Annotated in this window: 13 protein-coding genes and 1 pseudogene; 10 read left to right on the forward strand and 4 right to left on the reverse strand. The window is 72.9% G+C overall.

Features of this window, described 5'->3' with window-relative positions; translation table 11 throughout:
• Nucleotides 1-134 precede the first annotated feature (134 nt).
• Both ABWI07_RS02435 and ABWI07_RS02440 read right to left on the reverse strand, forming a co-directional pair.
• Nucleotides 135-629 carry a nuclear transport factor 2 family protein gene (locus tag ABWI07_RS02435; protein ID WP_149262502.1) on the reverse strand — a complete coding sequence of 165 codons (495 nt, stop codon included), beginning with the start codon at nt 627-629 and terminating at the stop codon, nt 135-137.
• Nucleotides 626-1498 carry a TIGR03619 family F420-dependent LLM class oxidoreductase gene (locus ABWI07_RS02440; RefSeq protein ID WP_353817452.1) on the reverse strand — a complete coding sequence of 291 codons (873 nt, stop codon included), beginning with the start codon at nt 1496-1498 and terminating at the stop codon, nt 626-628. The genes ABWI07_RS02435 and ABWI07_RS02440 overlap by 4 nt, the downstream gene beginning before the upstream one ends.
• Before the next feature lie 179 nt (nt 1499-1677).
• Between ABWI07_RS02440 and ABWI07_RS02445 the strand changes: the two genes are divergently transcribed.
• A complete protein-coding gene (locus tag ABWI07_RS02445) occupies nt 1678-2646 on the forward strand; it encodes an IclR family transcriptional regulator (protein WP_353817453.1) in 969 nt (322 codons plus the stop codon).
• 37 nt (nt 2647-2683) lie between these two features.
• On the opposite strand, the gene ABWI07_RS02450 is transcribed toward ABWI07_RS02445, so the two are convergent.
• Nucleotides 2684-3298, reverse strand: coding sequence for a flavin reductase family protein (locus ABWI07_RS02450; protein ID WP_149262504.1), 615 nt, complete (start codon nt 3296-3298; stop codon nt 2684-2686).
• 284 nt (nt 3299-3582) lie between these two features.
• Between ABWI07_RS02450 and ABWI07_RS02455 the strand changes: the two genes are divergently transcribed.
• The 9 genes from ABWI07_RS02455 to ABWI07_RS02495 all read left to right on the forward strand — a co-directional run bounded on the left by ABWI07_RS02455 (nt 3583) and on the right by ABWI07_RS02495 (nt 13837).
• Complete coding sequence (locus ABWI07_RS02455; RefSeq protein WP_149262505.1) at nt 3583-4452, forward strand: alpha/beta fold hydrolase; 870 nt, start codon at nt 3583-3585, stop codon at nt 4450-4452.
• Nucleotides 4449-6143: an FAD-binding protein gene (locus ABWI07_RS02460; RefSeq protein ID WP_149262506.1), complete on the forward strand. Its 1695-nt coding sequence runs from the start codon at nt 4449-4451 to the stop codon at nt 6141-6143. Before ABWI07_RS02455 ends, ABWI07_RS02460 begins: the two co-directional genes overlap by 4 nt.
• The gene (locus tag ABWI07_RS02465; RefSeq protein ID WP_149262507.1) at nt 6140-7159 is read left to right on the forward strand and encodes a ferredoxin--NADP reductase; all 1020 of its coding nucleotides are present in this window, start codon (nt 6140-6142) and stop codon (nt 7157-7159) included. Before ABWI07_RS02460 ends, ABWI07_RS02465 begins: the two co-directional genes overlap by 4 nt.
• Nucleotides 7160-7181: 22 nt before the next feature.
• On the forward strand, nt 7182-8366 hold the full coding sequence (locus tag ABWI07_RS02470; RefSeq protein WP_353817454.1) for an acyl-CoA dehydrogenase family protein: 1185 nt from the start codon (nt 7182-7184) through the stop codon (nt 8364-8366).
• Between the two features lie 106 nt (nt 8367-8472).
• On the forward strand, nt 8473-9384 hold the full coding sequence (locus tag ABWI07_RS02475; protein WP_149262509.1) for a VOC family protein: 912 nt from the start codon (nt 8473-8475) through the stop codon (nt 9382-9384).
• Nucleotides 9385-9389: 5 nt separating this feature from the next.
• Entirely contained in the window at nt 9390-10856 is a 1467-nt protein-coding gene (locus ABWI07_RS02480) for an FAD-dependent oxidoreductase (protein ID WP_149262510.1), read from the forward strand.
• Between the two features lie 10 nt (nt 10857-10866).
• Nucleotides 10867-11763, forward strand: a complete 897-nt coding sequence (locus ABWI07_RS02485) for an LLM class F420-dependent oxidoreductase (protein WP_353817456.1) — start codon at nt 10867-10869, stop codon at nt 11761-11763.
• On the forward strand, nt 11760-12224 hold the full coding sequence (locus tag ABWI07_RS02490) for a nuclear transport factor 2 family protein (RefSeq protein ID WP_149262512.1): 465 nt from the start codon (nt 11760-11762) through the stop codon (nt 12222-12224). Before ABWI07_RS02485 ends, ABWI07_RS02490 begins: the two co-directional genes overlap by 4 nt.
• Before the next feature lie 23 nt (nt 12225-12247).
• Nucleotides 12248-13837 carry an AMP-binding protein gene (locus ABWI07_RS02495; RefSeq protein WP_353817457.1) on the forward strand — a complete coding sequence of 530 codons (1590 nt, stop codon included), beginning with the start codon at nt 12248-12250 and terminating at the stop codon, nt 13835-13837.
• A 759-nt stretch (nt 13838-14596) separates the two neighbouring features.
• Here ABWI07_RS02495 and ABWI07_RS02500 read toward each other — a convergent pair.
• A pseudogene (locus ABWI07_RS02500) lies at nt 14597-14878 on the reverse strand (alpha/beta fold hydrolase); the annotation flags it as partial.
• Nucleotides 14879-14904: the final 26 nt, after the last annotated feature.

Consider the following 14904-nt stretch of genomic DNA (forward strand, 5'->3'; position numbering starts at 1 on the left):
CGGGTCTGTCGAAAGTATGTTCGATCAAGCTCGAGTACGGCTCGAGCGGCGCTTCGGAACCCCTGCTCTAAGTAATCGGAATGCTACTGCATGATGTCATCGCCGGGCGGGTAAAGCGGCTTCCCCCGGGGCGGTCAGCGGTGGCGGACGGCGCCCGGGAAGTGTGAGGCGAGCAGGTCGGGGGACTCCTCGCGGCCGTCGAGGACGCGGTTGGTGCGGGTGACGGCGCGCCAGCCGGACGGGGTGCGGCGCAGGCGCCAGTGGTTGGCGGTCGCGCGGCGCAGGACGAAGCCGTCCGGCCGCTTGACGATCATGAGGGTGTAGCCGACGGCGGTGGCCTCGTCGCCGGAGACGGTCACGTGCGGCGGCCCGACGACGTGCGCGCACCCGCCGGAGATCCAACGCTGGTGGCCGTCGGAGCGGACCATCGCCTCGATCTCCGGGCCGCCGGCCATCATCAGCTCGTCGACGTCGTAGACGCCGTCCGGCTCCCACAACGCGGCGACCTCGGACGCGCAGCCGCTGTCGACCAGCGGGCCGTACGACAGGATCAGCCGGGTGATCTCGCGCTCGTCCTCCAGGGCGCGCAGGCGCTCCTCGAGGGCGGCCAGGCGGGCTTCGACGCTCACGCTTCCTCCCCGAAGGCCAGGTCGTAGTCGGCGGCCAGCGCACGGAGGGCGGCGAGCTGCTCGCAGTAGTGCGCGGCCGACCGCGAGTCCATCCGGACGCCGGCGATCGTCGCGCCCGCCTCGCGCAGCCGGGCGAGCGCCGTCCCGGACGCTTCCGGCGCGCCGATCGGGTCCAGCGGGCGCGTCGGCGCGAGCACCACGTCGAAGCCGGGCGGCACGTCGGCGTCCGCGAGCATCCCGGCGAGCGTGCGCAGCGGCAGGCCGAACGGGACCCAGCCGTCGGCGGTCAGCGCGCGGCGCAGGGAGCGGCCGGAGCGGCCGCCGATCCACAGCGGCACGCGCTCCTGGACGGCGTGCGGCTCCACCACCAGCCCCGAGTAGGCGTAGTGCTCGCCGCGGTACTCCGGCGTCCGCCGCGACAGGGACGCCCGGAGCGCGGCCAGCGCGTCGTCGGCGCGCGCCCCGCGGCCGGCGAACGGCGCGCCCAGCAGGTCGAACTCCTCCTCCAGGCTGCCGACGCCGAGGCCGAGCGTGAGCCGCCCGCCGCTGATCCTGTCGAGCGTGCCGTAGCGCTTGGCGATGGCGAGCGGATGGTGGTAGCCGAGCACGAGCACCTGCGTGGCGAGCCGGATCCGGGACGTGCGGGCGGCGAGGTAGCCGAAGGTGGCGAGCGGGTCCCAGTAGACGCCGCCGCGCTGCTCGGCGGCCTCCGCCGGGACGGCTACGTGCTCGCTGCACGTCAGGTGGTGGTAGCCGAGCCGGTCGGCGGTCGCGGCGATCAGGCCGATCTCCTCGACGCCCGCGTCCCGCTCCCAGGCGGCATGGCCGGGCGGCTGGGCCGCCACCGGCGTGACGATCCCGACACGCATCGCTGCTCCCCTCGTTGGCAGAAAAACGTTCTATCACGGCCTCCGGTCCGACCTGGGGCGCGGTCCCGGTCTCATATGCTCCGGCTGACCTGGTCTTACGACCCCTCTTCCGCTGGGAGCAAGCGGTTGCTACATTCCAGGTAACAAGAATTCATTTCAGTCATGTTCTGGGAGGTGCGATGACCGAGGCCATGACGCCGGAGGCAGCGACGCCGGAGGCCATGACCGCGCCGGAGTCGATGACGCGGCGGGACGTCATGACGACGGCGAACGCGCGCCGGGAGTCGCCGCCGTCGATGATCGAGCGGATGACGCTGATCCTCGACGCGTTCAACGGACCGACCGCCCGGCTGACCCTGGAGGACGTGGCCCGCCGCACCCGGCTGCCGCGCTCGACGGCGCACCGGATCCTGGACCAGCTCGTCAAGCAGCGCTGGCTCGCGCACCACTCGTTCGGCTACGGCCTCGGCCAGCGCGCCCTCGGCCTCGGCGGGCAGGACGGCGGGCACGGCAAGATCCGCGAGGCGGCCGCGCCGCTGCTGCACGAGCTGCAGGTCACCACCGGGCTCGTCGCGCACCTGGCCGTCCTGGACGGCGCCGAGGTCTTCTACCTGGACAAGCTCGGCGGGCGGCTCGCCACCTCCGTCCCGTCGCGGGTCGGCGGCCGCGCCCCGGCGCACTGCACCGCGCTCGGCAAGGCGATGCTGGCCTGGCTGGAGCCCGAGCAGGTGGACGCGCTGCTCGGCTCGGGCATCAGCCGGTTCACCAGCCGCACGATCGGCGAGCTGGGCACGCTCCACCAGGAGCTGCACCGCATCCGGCAGCGCCGCGGCCTGGCGTTCGAGCGCGGCGAGTCCTACCCGGGCATCGCCTGCGTCGCCGCGGCGATCCGCGGCGCCGAGGGGCCGGTCGCGGGCATCTCGCTGGCCGGCGACATCCGGGCGCCGCTGGAGAACGTCGCGCCGCTGGTCGTCACCGCCGCGCGCGAGGCGTCGCAGATCCTGTTCCCCGGCTCGGCCCCGGGCACCCGCGCGGGACGCCCCGGCGGGCGCACCCGGCGCGCCGTCCGGACCGGCGAGGAGACCAGCTGGTCACCGGAGACCATGAACCGGCTGCTCGCGGTCGACGGCCGCGGCGACTGGATGTGACGGGCGGACCCGATGTGACGGCGGGCCCGAAGTGACCTCAGCCCCAGCCCCACCGGTCGCCGATGCCCCACGGGTCGGGGGCGATCGGCGCGTCCGGCTCGCCGACGCCGAACCGGCTGCGGAAGAACACCATCGGACGCCGCCACGCGCCGTCGACCACCTCGTGCCGGTCCACCGCGAGGACCCGCCCGATCACCACCTCGTGGTCGCCGGCCTCGTGCACGTCGTGCACGACGCAGTGGACCGCGAGCAGGACGTCCGGCAGCAGGGGGGCGCCCCACCGCGACTCCTCCCAGTCCAGCTCCTCGAACTTGGTGCCACGGCTCGACCCGAACCGCTCGCACAGTTCGCGCTGCTCCTCGGCGAGCACGTTCACGCAGAACCGCCCCGCCGAGCGGATCCGCGGCCACGAGCGGCCGCGCTTGTCGGCGCAGAACAGGATGAGCGGAGGGTCCAGCGAGACCGACGCGAACGACTGGCAGGCGAAGCCGACCGGTTCGCCGCCGTCCAGGGCGGTGATGACGGTGACGCCCGTCGCGAACTCCGCCATGGCCTTGCGGAAGTCCGCCGGCTCCGGCGCCGCGGCGGCGTCCGCCTGCCAGTCGTTCGCATCGGCGTCGTGCAGGGGGGTGAGCGCTGGCTCGGCTGGCATCTGTTCACCTCGGGGCTGCGAGCGTGCGGTCGGTCGGGTCAACTATGCGGTATTTCCACTAAGGGGTACCCACCCGGCACCGGTCAAGCGGCGGCCGGTGGGCTCGAACGTAGGCACGCTCCGCCGCGGCCACTCCCCGCGATCCCGATGAGTGGAAGCGGGTGCTTCCGCGCCCCCGCGGAGCCGCCCTGGGACCCGCGTCCCGCTGATCGGGATCCACGGCGTGACCGCGCCGCCCCGCCGATTACGTTCCGGACAAGCCACCGTCGAAGGACTGGGAGATCATGCCTGCGGAGCTGACCTACGAGTCGACGTTGCGCGAGCTCGCCACCGACCAGGGCGTCCTGCGCTACCACGAGGCCGGTGAGGGCCCGCCGCTGCTGATGCTGCACGGCTCCGGTCCCGGCGTCACCGGCTGGCGCAACTACCGCGGCAACCTCGCCCGGTTCGCCGAGCACTTCCGCTGCCTGGTCCTGGAGTTCCCCGGCTTCGGGGTCAGCGACCCGACCGACGAGCACCCGATGATGGCCGCCGGCGGCGCCGTCGTCCGGTTCCTGGACGGCCTCGGCCTCGACCGGGTCGACGTGGTCGGCAACTCCATGGGCGGCATCGTCGCGGCGCAGGTGGCGATCCGGCATCCGGGCCGCGTCGGGCGGCTGGTCACCATCGGCGGGATCGGGACCAATGTCTTCAGTCCCGCGCCGGGCGAGGGGATCAGGCTGCTGGCCGAGTTCACCGACGACCCGACCCGCGAGGGCCTCGTCCGGTGGCTCAACTCGATGGTGTACGACCCGCGGATCGTCACCGAGGAGATGATCGAGGAGCGCTGGCGGCAGGCCACCGACCCCGACACCCTCGCCAGCGCCCGACGCATGTACGGGTCGAAGGCGATGGCGGCCCGCGCCAAGGCGATGGCCGCCTCGAACGAGCCGCCCTACTGGGCGATGCTCCACAAGCTCAAGGCCAAGACCCTCATCACCTGGGGCCGCGACGACCGGGTCAGCCCCGTCGACATGGTGCTGGTGCCGATGCGCACGATCCCCGACGTCCAGGTGAACATCTTCCCCAACTGCGGGCACTGGGTGATGATCGAGCAGAAGTCCGCCTGGGAGAGCGCCGTGCTGGCGTTCCTGACCCGGAAGGACGAGGAATGAGCGACGGCGGCAGGGAGCCCGGGAGCGGCTGGGACCACGAGTACGACCTCGTCGTCGTCGGCAGCGGCGGCGGCGGGATGACCGCCGCGCTGACCGCGCACGACGCCGGGCTCTCGGCGCTGATCGTGGAGAAGGGCAAGAAGTTCGGCGGCTCCACCGCGATCTCCGGCGGCGGGATCTGGATCCCCAACAACCCGACGCTGAAGGCCCGCGGCCACGACGACAGCCGCGAGTCGATCCGCGCCTACCTGGACCGGCTCACCGAGGGGCGCGTCCCGGCGGCGCGGCTGGACGCGTTCGTCGACCACGGACCCGCCGCCATGGAGCTGCTCTGCAAGAGCAAGTGGATGCGGTTCTTCTGGACGAAGGGCTACGCCGACTACCACCCCGAGTACGAGGGCGGGCGGCCGCTCGGCCGGTCCATCGAGGCCAAGCCGTTCGACACCCGCAAGCTCGGCGAGGACGAGCGGTACCAGCGGCCGAACAGCATGAAGGGCCCGCTCGGCCTGTGGATCACCGCGAAGGACTACCACGACCTCGCGATGGCCAAGCGCACCTGGACGGGCCGGCGCGCGTCGCTGGTCGCGGCGTGGCGCGTGTCGTCCAACATGGTCCGCCGCCGCCACATGGCGACGGGCGGCCGGGCGCTCGCCGCGCGGCTGCGGATGGCGCTGAAGGACGCCGGCGTCCCGCTCTGGCTGAAGACCCCCATGACCGAGCTGGTCGTCGAGGACGGCCGCGTCACCGGCGTCGTCGTCCGGCGGGACGGCGAGACGCTGCGCGTCCGCGGGCGCAAGGGCGTCCTGCTCGCGACGGGCGGCTTCGACCACGACCAGGAGATGCGCGACAAGTACCTCCCGAAGGGCGGCCAGGAGGACTTCGCGATGGGCGCCCGCGAGAACACCGGCGACGGCATCCGCGCCGGTGAGGGCGTCGGCGCCGCGCTGGACCTGATGGACGACGCCTGGTGGATGCCCGCCGTCCGGCACCCGGCGGGGGCGACGATCCCGCTGCTGTCCGAGCGGTGCATCCCGAGGTCGGTCATCGTCTCCCAGGACGGGAAGCGGTTCACCAACGAGTCGGCCCCGTACGTCAACTTCGTCCACGACCAGCTTGAGGGCGGGCACGTCCCCTGCTGGTTCGTGATGGACGCCAAGGCGCGGGCGCGCTACCCGTTCGCGCAGATCCTGCCCGGCGCGCCGATCCCGAAGGCGTTCTACGAGGCCGGCATCGCGTTCAAGGCGGACACCCTCGCCGAGCTCGCCGGCAAGATCGGCGTGCCGGCGGACGCGCTGACCGAGACCGTCGAGACGTTCAACGGGTACGCGCGCGAGGGCAAGGACCCCGAGTTCGGCCGCGGCGACTCCGCCTACGACCGCTACTACGGCGACCCGAACCTGAAGAACCCCAACCTCGACGTGATCGAGGGCGGGCCGTACCACGCGTTCCGGATGGAGGTCGGCGACCTCGGCACCAAGGGCGGCCTCGTCTCCGACGAGCACGCCCGCGTCCTGCGCGAGGACGGCTCGGTCATCGAGGGCCTGTACGTGACGGGGAACTCGTCGGCGTCGGTGATGGGCAACGAGTACGCGGGCCCGGGCGCCACGATCGGCCCGGCCATCGTGTTCGGCTACATCGCGGCCCTGCACGCCGCGGGCACGCCCGCCGGGAAGGCCGCGGAAAGCTCATGACGGCACTGAAGGCGCGGGTGGTGGAGGTCGTCCACGAGACGGCCGACGCCCACTCGCTCGTCCTCGAACCCGCCGAGGGCGACCGGGGCCGGTTCACCTACCGTCCCGGGCAGTTCCTCACCGTCCGGGTGCCGGCCGAGGGGGGCTGGGCCGCGCGCTGCTACTCGCTGTGCAGCTCACCGCTCACCGACGACCGGCTCAAGGTGACGGTGAAGCGGGTCGCGGGCGGTCTCGGGTCCAACTGGATCTGCGACAACGTCACGGCGGGCGACGTCCTGGAGGTGCTGCGCCCGGCCGGGACGTTCACGCCGCCCTCGCTGGACGAGGACCTCCTGCTCGTCGCGGGCGGCAGCGGCATCACCCCGGTCATGTCGATCCTCAAGTCGTGCCTGGCGGGCGGCTCGGCGAAGGTGGCGCTGCTCTACGCCAACCGCGACGAGCGGTCGGTCATCTTCGCCGACGAGCTGAGGGAGCTGACCGAGCGGTACCCGGACCGGCTCACCGTCCTCCACCTGCTGGAGTCGGTGCAGGGGCTGCCGACGGCCGCCGCCGTCCGGTCCTTGGCGGGCCCCTACTCCGGCCGCGCCGCGTACGTGTGCGGGCCCGAGATCTTCATGGACCTGGTCTCCGAGACGCTCGCCGCCCTCGGTGCGCGGGTGCACGTCGAGCGGTTCTTCTCCCTTGAGGGCGACCCGTTCGAGGAGCCCGACGCGCCGGAGGAGCAGGCGGAGGACGGCGACGCGGGGGAGATCGAGGTCGAGATGGACGGCGAGACCCGCACGGTGCCGTGGCCGAAGTCGGAGCGGCTCCTCGACGCGCTGCTGCGCGCCGGGGTGGACGCCCCGTTCTCCTGCCGGGAGGGCTCCTGCTCGGCGTGCGCCTGCGTGGCGCTGGAGGGCGAGGTCACCCTGGACGCCAACACGGTCCTCGACGAGCAGGATCTCGCCGACGGCCTCATCCTCGCCTGTCAGGCGAGGCCGGTCACCGACCGGCTGAAGATCACTTACGACGGCTGACGACACATACGGGAGACAGGCGATGGCCAACCGCGTGCTTGACACGATCATGGAGAGGGCGGAGCAGATCCGCGAGCTCGGCCCCGCCAACGAGGCGCTCGGCAGGCTCGACGACAAGGCGGCGCGGATCCTGCGCGACGCGGGCGTCATCCGGCTGCTGCAGCCGGAGGCGCACGGCGGGCTGGAGGTCCACCCGCGCGAGTTCGCCGAGACGGTGATGGGGATCGCCTCCCTGGACGGCTCCACCGGCTGGATCGCCGGCATCGTCGGCGTCCACCCGTGGGAGATGGCCTACGCCGACCCGAAGGTGCGCGAGGAGATCTGGGGCGAGGACCCCGACACCTGGATCGCGTCTCCGTACGCGCCGATGGGCATCGCCCGGCCGGTGGACGGCGGCTACGTCTTCAACGGCCGCTGGCAGTTCTCCTCCGGCACCGACCACTGCGACTGGATCTTCCTCGGCGCGATGCTGGGCGACGACGAGGGCAAGATGGCGCTGCCGCCGCGGTCGCTGCACATGATCCTGCCCCGCTCGGACTACCAGATCGTCGAGGACTCCTGGGACGTCGCCGGGCTGAAGGGCACCGGCAGCAAGGACATCATCGTCAAGGACGCGTTCGTCCCGACGTACCGGACGCTGGAGTACTCCAAGGTCGTGGACGGGTCGGCGCCGCGCGAGGCGGGGCTGACCAACCCGTCCTACCTGATGCCGTTCTCCTGCGTGTTCCCGCTCGGCATCACCTCCGCGGTGATCGGCATCGCCGAGGGCGCGCTGCACCACCACCTGGCCTACCAGCGCAACCGCGTCCAGATCACCGGCACGAAGATCAAGGACGACCCGTACGTGCTGTACGCGATCAGCGAGGCCGCCGAGGAGATCAAGGCGTCCCGCACCGCGCTGCTCGACAACTGCTCGCGCATGTACGACATGGTCGCCGCCGGGCACGAGCCGACGTTCGCCGAGCGCGCCGCTGGGCGCCGCACCCAGGTCCGCGCGGCGTGGCGGGCGGTGCAGGCGATGAACGAGATCGTCGTCCGGTCCGGGGGCAACGCGATGCGCAACGACAACCCGATCCAGCGGTTCTGGCGGGACGCGCACGTCGGCCTCGCCCACGCCATCCACGTCCCGGGCTCGGTCTACCACGTCTCCGCCCTGACGGAGCTGGACATCGAGCCGCCCCAGGGCCCGATGCGCTCGATGATCTGAGCGCCGCAGACCCGCGGCGTGCCGGGAGCGTGGGCGCCTCCACCGCCCGGCACGCCGCGCATCGACCACCCCGCCGCGGCGGGCTATCCAGAAGGGACCGAGGACAGTGACGCAGATCCGAGGGCTGGGGTATCTGAAGGTCCAGACCCGGCACATCGACCGCTGGCGCGAGTTCGCCCTGGACGGGCTCGGGTTCGCCGAGGGGAGCGGACCGGACCCGGACGGCCTGTACCTGCGCATGGACGAGCGCCGCTCGCGCCTGCGGGTGCTGCCCGGCGACAGCGACCGGGTGCTGGCCGTCGGCTGGGAGGTCCGCGACCAGTACGCGCTGGCCGCCGTCCGCGAGGCCGTCGAGAAGTCCGGGACGGCCGTGACGGAGCTGACGTCCAAGGAGGCGGCGGAGCGCGACGCCGAGGAGGCCATCGCGTTCACCGACCCGGGCGGCACGCCGGTCGAGGTGTTCTGGGGCCCGGTGCTCGACCACAGCCCGGTGCGCACCGGCTTCGCGCAGAAGTTCGTCACCGGCGGCATGGGCATGGGCCACGTCGTGCTGCCCACGCCGAGGTTCGCCGAGACCACCGCGTTCTACGCCGAGGTCCTCGGGTTCCTGCCGCGCGGCGCGATGAAGGTCGGCGGCGGCGGCGCGAAGGTCAGGTTCATGGGCGTCAACCAGCGCCACCACAGCCTCGCGATCTGCCCCGCACCGTTCGACGGCGACCCTGGCCTGGTCCACCTCATGGTGGAGGTCGACACCCTCGACGCCGTCGGCATCGCGCTCGACACCGTCACCGGGAGGGGCTTCTCGATCTCCTCCACGCTGGGCCGCCACACCAACGACAAGATGGTGTCGTTCTACGTCCGCGCCCCCGGCGGCTGGGACGTCGAGTACGGCTGCGAGGGCATGGTCGTGGACGAGGCGTACTACACCGCCGAGGAGATCACCAGGGACAGCTACTGGGGCCACGACTGGTCGGGCTCCGAACCGCTGGCCGCCTTCACCCCGCCGAAGAAGGGCTGACGCCGGTGGCGAAGCCCTCGGTGGAACCGGTCGGCGCCGCGGAGGTGGAGTTCGACCACGAGTGCGACGTGCTGGTGGTCGGCTTCGGAGCGGCCGGCGCCGCAGCGGCGTACGAGGCCGCGGCGGCGGGCGCGGACGTGCTCGTCCTGGAGCGGTCGAGCGGTCCCGGCGGGACGTCCGCCCAGTCGGGCGGGGAGCTGTACCTCGGCGGCGGCACGCGGGTGCAGAAGGCGTGCGGCTTCGACGACACGCCCGACGACATGTTCGCGTTCCTCAGGGCGGCGCTCGGCCCGCACGCGAACGAGGAGAAGCTGCGGCTGTACTGCGACGGCAGCGTGGAGCACTTCGAGTGGTTCCGCGCGCGGGGCGTCCCGTTCAAGGAGAGCCTGTTCGACGCGCCGGGCTGGATGCCGTACACCGAGGACGGCCTGATGTGGCTCGGCGAGAACGCCTGGCCGTACAACACGATCGCCCGGCCCGTGCCGCGCGGCCACCGCCCCGAGGCGCCGATGTTCGCCGGCGGGATCCTGATGGAGAAGCTGATCGCGGCCGCCGTCGAGGCGGGCGCCGCCGCCCATCAGGACACCTACGCCACGAACCTCGTCGTGGACGACACCGGACGCGTCGCCGGCGTTGTCGCGCGCAAGTTCTCCGACCGGGTGGCCTACCGGGCGCGGCGGGGTGTCGTCCTGACCTCCGGCGGGTTCGTCGACAACGAGGAGATGCTCGCCGACCACGCCCCGGTGCTGCTCGGGCACGACAAGGTCAGCGACGGCACCAGCGACGGGTCCGGCATCCGGATGGCGACCGCGCTCGGCGCCGCGACGCGCCGCATGGCGGCGGTGGAGATCGCGCTCACCGCCAACCCCGCCGTCGTCTGCCGGGGCATGCTCGTGGACGGCCTCGGCCGCCGGTTCATCAACGAGGACGTCTACCCGGGGCTGTTCAGCCACCAGGCCGTCCAGCACCAGCCCGGACCCTACTGGGCGATCATCGACGAGGCGGGGCACGACGAGATCGCCGAGGCCGACATGTGGGGCGTCCGTCCCAAGCACGCGGCGGAGACGATCGCGGAGCTTGAGGAGTCCCTCGGCCTGCCGCCCGGTTCGCTGGAGGCGACCGTCGAGACCTACAACCGGTTCGCGGAGAGGGGCGAGGACCCCTACTTCCACAAGGACCCCAAGTGGCTGCGTCCCCTGAAGGGCCCGTTCGCGGCGATCGACCCCGCCGACGGGTTCTTCGGCGCGGGCAAGCACGGCGCCGGGACGGGCGCCGGCGGATTCACCCTGGGCGGCCTGGACACCAGCGTGGACGGCGAGGTCCGCAACAACTCCGGTGAGCCGATCCCCGGCCTGTACGCCGCGGGGCGCGCGGCCTCCGGGATCCACGGCGAGGGCTACATCAGCGGGACGTCCCTCGGCGACGGCACGTTCTTCGGCCGCCGCGCCGGGCGCGCCGCCGCCCGGAACTGAGGGGGCTCGCATGAGGTATTCCGTCCTGCTGCCGGTGGCGGCGGGCGTCACCGCCGACCCCGCGTGGGTCGGCGAGTACGCCCGGCACGCGGAGGCCTGCGGTTTCGAGTCGGTCGGCGCGGTCGAGCACGCGGTGGTGGCGAGCGGCTACAGCAGCGTCTACCCCTACGCCAGGTCGGGGCGGATGGAGCTGGCCGACGACGTCGACATCCCCGACCCGCTGGACCTGCTGGCGTTCCTCGCCGGCCGGACGAGCCGGATCGGCCTCGCCACCGGCGTGCTCGTCCTGCCGAACCACCACCCGGTGGTGCTGGCCAAGCGGCTCGCCACCGTCGACGCGCTGTCGGGCGGGCGGCTGCGGCTCGTCGTCGGCATGGGCTGGATGCGCGAGGAGATCGAGGCGTGCGGCGCCGACTTCGAGACGCGCGGCCGGCGCGGCGACGAGCAGCTCCGGGTGCTGCGCGCGCTGTGGGCCGGCACCGCGCCCGGGGGCGCCTCTCACGACGGGGAGTTCTTCCGGTTCGAGGGGGCGATGAGCTACCCGAAACCCGTCCAGAACGGCGGGATCCCCATCCACATCGGCGGCCACACCAGGGCCGCCGCGCGGCGCGCGGGCCGCTACGGCGACGGCTTCCAGCCGCTCGGCGTGAAGGGGGAGGAGCTGCGCGGGCTCGTGGCGCTGATGCGGGAGGAGGCCGAGAAGAACGGCCGCGACCCGGACGCGCTCGAACTCACCCTCGGCCATTCGCTGGCCGCGGTCACGCCGGAGAAGGCGGAGAGGCTGGCCGCGTTGGGCGCGGACCGGCTCGTCCTGAGCGGGGCGGTGACGGCGGACCTCGGCGAGGCCAAGGACGAACTGTCCGCCTGCGCCGACCGCCTGGGCCTGTCGGGCGAAGGCCCGGCATGACGCTCGGGGCCGCCGACCGGACGGCGCTCGGCGACCTGGTCGCCCGGTACGCGCTGTACGCCGACCGCCGCGAGCTCGACGCCATGGCGGGCCTGTTCGCCGAGGACGCGGTCCTCGTCCTGCCCGACGCCCCCGGCGAGCTGGATCCGGTGCGGACCTTCACCGGACGCGCCGAGATCGCCGCGACGCTGTCGGCGCTGCGCGGCATCCCGGTGACCTTCCACGCGCTCGCCGGGGAGGTGTTCGACGCGGGGCCCGAGCCCGGCACCGCCACCGGCGAGATCGCCTGCGTCGCCCACCACCTGACCGAGGGCGCGGACGGCGCGACCCGGGACCTGGTCTGGCACTGCCGGTACACCGACGCCTACCGGCTGGACGGCGGGACCTGGCGGTTCGCCCGGCGCGAGCAGCGGATCGACTCGATCGAGACCCGTCCCGTCCGGAGGCGGCGCGACGGCTGAACGGGCCTGAGACAGGGAGAGGCATGCAGGAGCAGAAGACCGCCGTACTCGGCGACGACCGCCCGGCCCGCGAGCCCGCGTTCGCGGAGCTGGTGGCGGCGCGCGGCGACGACGACCGGACCGGCCTGTGCTTCGAGGACCGCTCCTGGACCTGGCGCGAGGTCGTCGCGGAGTCCCTGCGGCGGGCCTCGCTCGTCCGGGACCTGACCGGCCACGTCGGCCTGTTCCTGGAGAACGGGCCCGAGCACCTGTTCTGGCTGCTGGGCGCGGCGCTCGCGGGCGTCCCGGTCGTGGAGCTGAACCCGACGCGGCGGGGCGCCGAGCTGGCCCGCGACATCGCCCACACCGACTGCGCGCTGCTGGTCACCGAGACGTCCCGCGCGCCGCTGCTCGACGGGCTCGCGGACGTCCCGTCCCTGGCGGTCGACACGCCCGCCCACGCCGAGCGCCTCGCCTCCGCCCGCCTGACCGCCCCCGCCCCGGTGGACCCCGACGCGATCTTCTCGCTGGTGTTCACGTCCGGGACGACGTCCGCGCCCAAGGCGGTGGTCTGCACGCAGCGCAGGCTGGGCCGGATCGCCGTCCAGCAGCGCGACCGGCGCGGCCTCACCCGCGACGACGTGTTCTACGTCGTCATGCCGATGTTCCACTCCAACGCCCTGATGGCGGGGATCGCGCCCGCCGTCGCCGCGGGCGGCCGCATCGTCCTGCGCCGCAGGTTCTCGGCCTCCGGCTTCCTGCCGGACGTGCGGCGCTACGGCGTCACGTTCTTCAACTACGTCGGCAAGCCGCTCAGCTACATCCTGGCCGTCCCCGAGAAGCCGGACGACGCCGACAACCCGCTGCGCATCGCGTTCGGCAACGAGGCGGCGCAGCGCGACATCGACGCGTTCGCCCGCCGCTTCGGCTGCACCGTCATCGACTCCTACGGGTCGAGCGAGGGGGAGATCCGCCTCAACCGCGTCCCGGGCACGCCGCCCGGATCGCTGGGCGTCGCCGAGGCGGGCACCGTCGTGATGGACCCCGGGACCCTGCGGGAGTGCCCGCGCGCCGAGTTCGACGCGAACGGGGTGCTGCTCAACGCGGACGAGGCCATCGGCGAGATCGTCGACACGATGGGCGCCGCCAAGTTCGAGGGCTACTACAACAACCCCGAGGCGACGGCGAGGCGCGTCCGCAACGGCTGGACCTGGTCGGGCGACCTCGCCTACCGCGACGCCGACGGCTACTGGTACTTCGCCGGCCGCGACGACGACTGGCTGCGCGTGGACGGCGAGAACTTCGCCGCCGCCCCCGTCGAGCGCCTCCTGGCCCGCTTCGAGCCCTTCACCGACGTGGCGGTCTACGCCGTCCCGGACGACCGCGTGGGCGACCAGGCGATGGCCGCCGTGACCCTGGCCCCGGGCCAGGCGTTCGACCCGTCCGCCTTCACGGCCTTCCTGGACGCGCAGCCCGACCTCGGCACGAAGTGGACGCCCCGCTACATCCGCATCGTCACCGAACTGCCCCGCACCCCCACCAACAAGGTCGTCAAGCGCACGCTCCGCGCCGAGGGCCGCGACACGCAGGACCCCGTCTACGAGCACCGCGACGGCACCTACGAACCCAGATGAGCGGACGAACCCCGCCGAGACGGGCTGGTCAAGGCAGCGGCGGGCGGCGTCGTCGCGTCGAGCAGTTCCTCGTGGCAATCGGAGGGCGACGCGTCGGGGGCGCCATTCCGGATGCCGGGCCTATCCGCGGATCATCTCAGTGGCGCCAATGACGAGAACGGCAACGCCCAATGCGGCAAAGACGGCCGCCGAACCACGCTGATACCACACGGCCTGGCGAGTGGTCTTGTGCTGCGCCCTGTTCCAGCGTATGCCTGCGAGCCAATCAGCGGCGCCACGGTAATTGAACACGACCGGTATGCACAAGGCGAGTGTGCCCAGGCCCCAGAGGACCGCGGCCAGGCCGCCGCCCGACTGCCCGGCGTGCGTCGCCCACGCTGTGCCCGAAATCACGGTCGCCCCCTGTTCGCAGGATCGAGGTGCGCCTCACGGAAGCTTGCAGCTGATTCTGAAGGGGTGTGAGAGGGGAAGACAAGTGAAATCCGAACCGATTCCACCGAGGGGTTCTTTCACCGGGTGGCGAATGCCTCGATCTCGGCCCAGACCGCGCCGGGCTGCTCCTCCTGGGTGAAGTGGCCCGCGTCCGTGATGACGGCGGTGGTCAGGTTCTCCACGCCCGCCTTGCGGAGGCCCTCCGCGTAGGCGGTGATGTCGCCGCCCTCGCCGTCGCCTCGCAGGTAGAGGACGGGCGTGGGGAGCGGGCCCGTCAGGGCGGCGTTGTCCTCGGCGTCTTGCGGGAAGGCGCGCGTCGTGCCCGACCAGGGTGAGGTCGTCCAGCCCGAGATGCCGCACCAGGGCGTGGACGACCGAGGCCACGGCCCGCTTCGAGCCGCCGGTCGCCCCCGTCGACCCGCCGATGCCGGGCAGGTCGACCGCGATGAGGCGGGCCTCGGGCGGCGCGGCGTCCATCACGCCCCGCCACGTCCGCCACGACTCCGGCCAGCCGTGCAGGAGCAGATACGGCCGGCCGGAGGGGTCTCCCGACTCCGCGACGTGCAGCGAGTGGCCGGCGACCGGGACGTGGGCATGGCGAACGGACATGCTCCATGCCTACCGGACGCCGGCCG

Origin of the sequence: Actinomadura sp. NPDC000600 (assembly GCF_040492135.1) — a bacterium.
GTDB lineage: Bacteria > Actinomycetota > Actinomycetes > Streptosporangiales > Streptosporangiaceae > Spirillospora.

Bases quoted from the DNA above. Each gene is read 5' to 3' on its own strand.
- ABWI07_RS02460 (WP_149262506.1), top strand. From the start codon at position 4,449: ATGAGCGACGGCGGCAGGGAGCCCGGGAGCGGCTGGGACCACGAGTAC.
- ABWI07_RS02465 (WP_149262507.1), top strand. From the start codon at position 6,140: ATGACGGCACTGAAGGCGCGGGTGGTGGAGGTCGTCCACGAGACGGCC.
- ABWI07_RS02485 (WP_353817456.1), top strand. From the start codon at position 10,867: ATGAGGTATTCCGTCCTGCTGCCGGTGGCGGCGGGCGTCACCGCCGAC.
- ABWI07_RS02440 (WP_353817452.1), bottom strand. From the start codon at position 1,498: ATGCGTGTCGGGATCGTCACGCCGGTGGCGGCCCAGCCGCCCGGCCAT.
- ABWI07_RS02495 (WP_353817457.1), top strand. From the start codon at position 12,248: ATGCAGGAGCAGAAGACCGCCGTACTCGGCGACGACCGCCCGGCCCGC.
- ABWI07_RS02490 (WP_149262512.1), top strand. From the start codon at position 11,760: ATGACGCTCGGGGCCGCCGACCGGACGGCGCTCGGCGACCTGGTCGCC.
- ABWI07_RS02470 (WP_353817454.1), top strand. From the start codon at position 7,182: ATGGCCAACCGCGTGCTTGACACGATCATGGAGAGGGCGGAGCAGATC.
- ABWI07_RS02450 (WP_149262504.1), bottom strand. From the start codon at position 3,298: ATGCCAGCCGAGCCAGCGCTCACCCCCCTGCACGACGCCGATGCGAAC.
- ABWI07_RS02445 (WP_353817453.1), top strand. From the start codon at position 1,678: ATGACCGAGGCCATGACGCCGGAGGCAGCGACGCCGGAGGCCATGACC.
- ABWI07_RS02455 (WP_149262505.1), top strand. From the start codon at position 3,583: ATGCCTGCGGAGCTGACCTACGAGTCGACGTTGCGCGAGCTCGCCACC.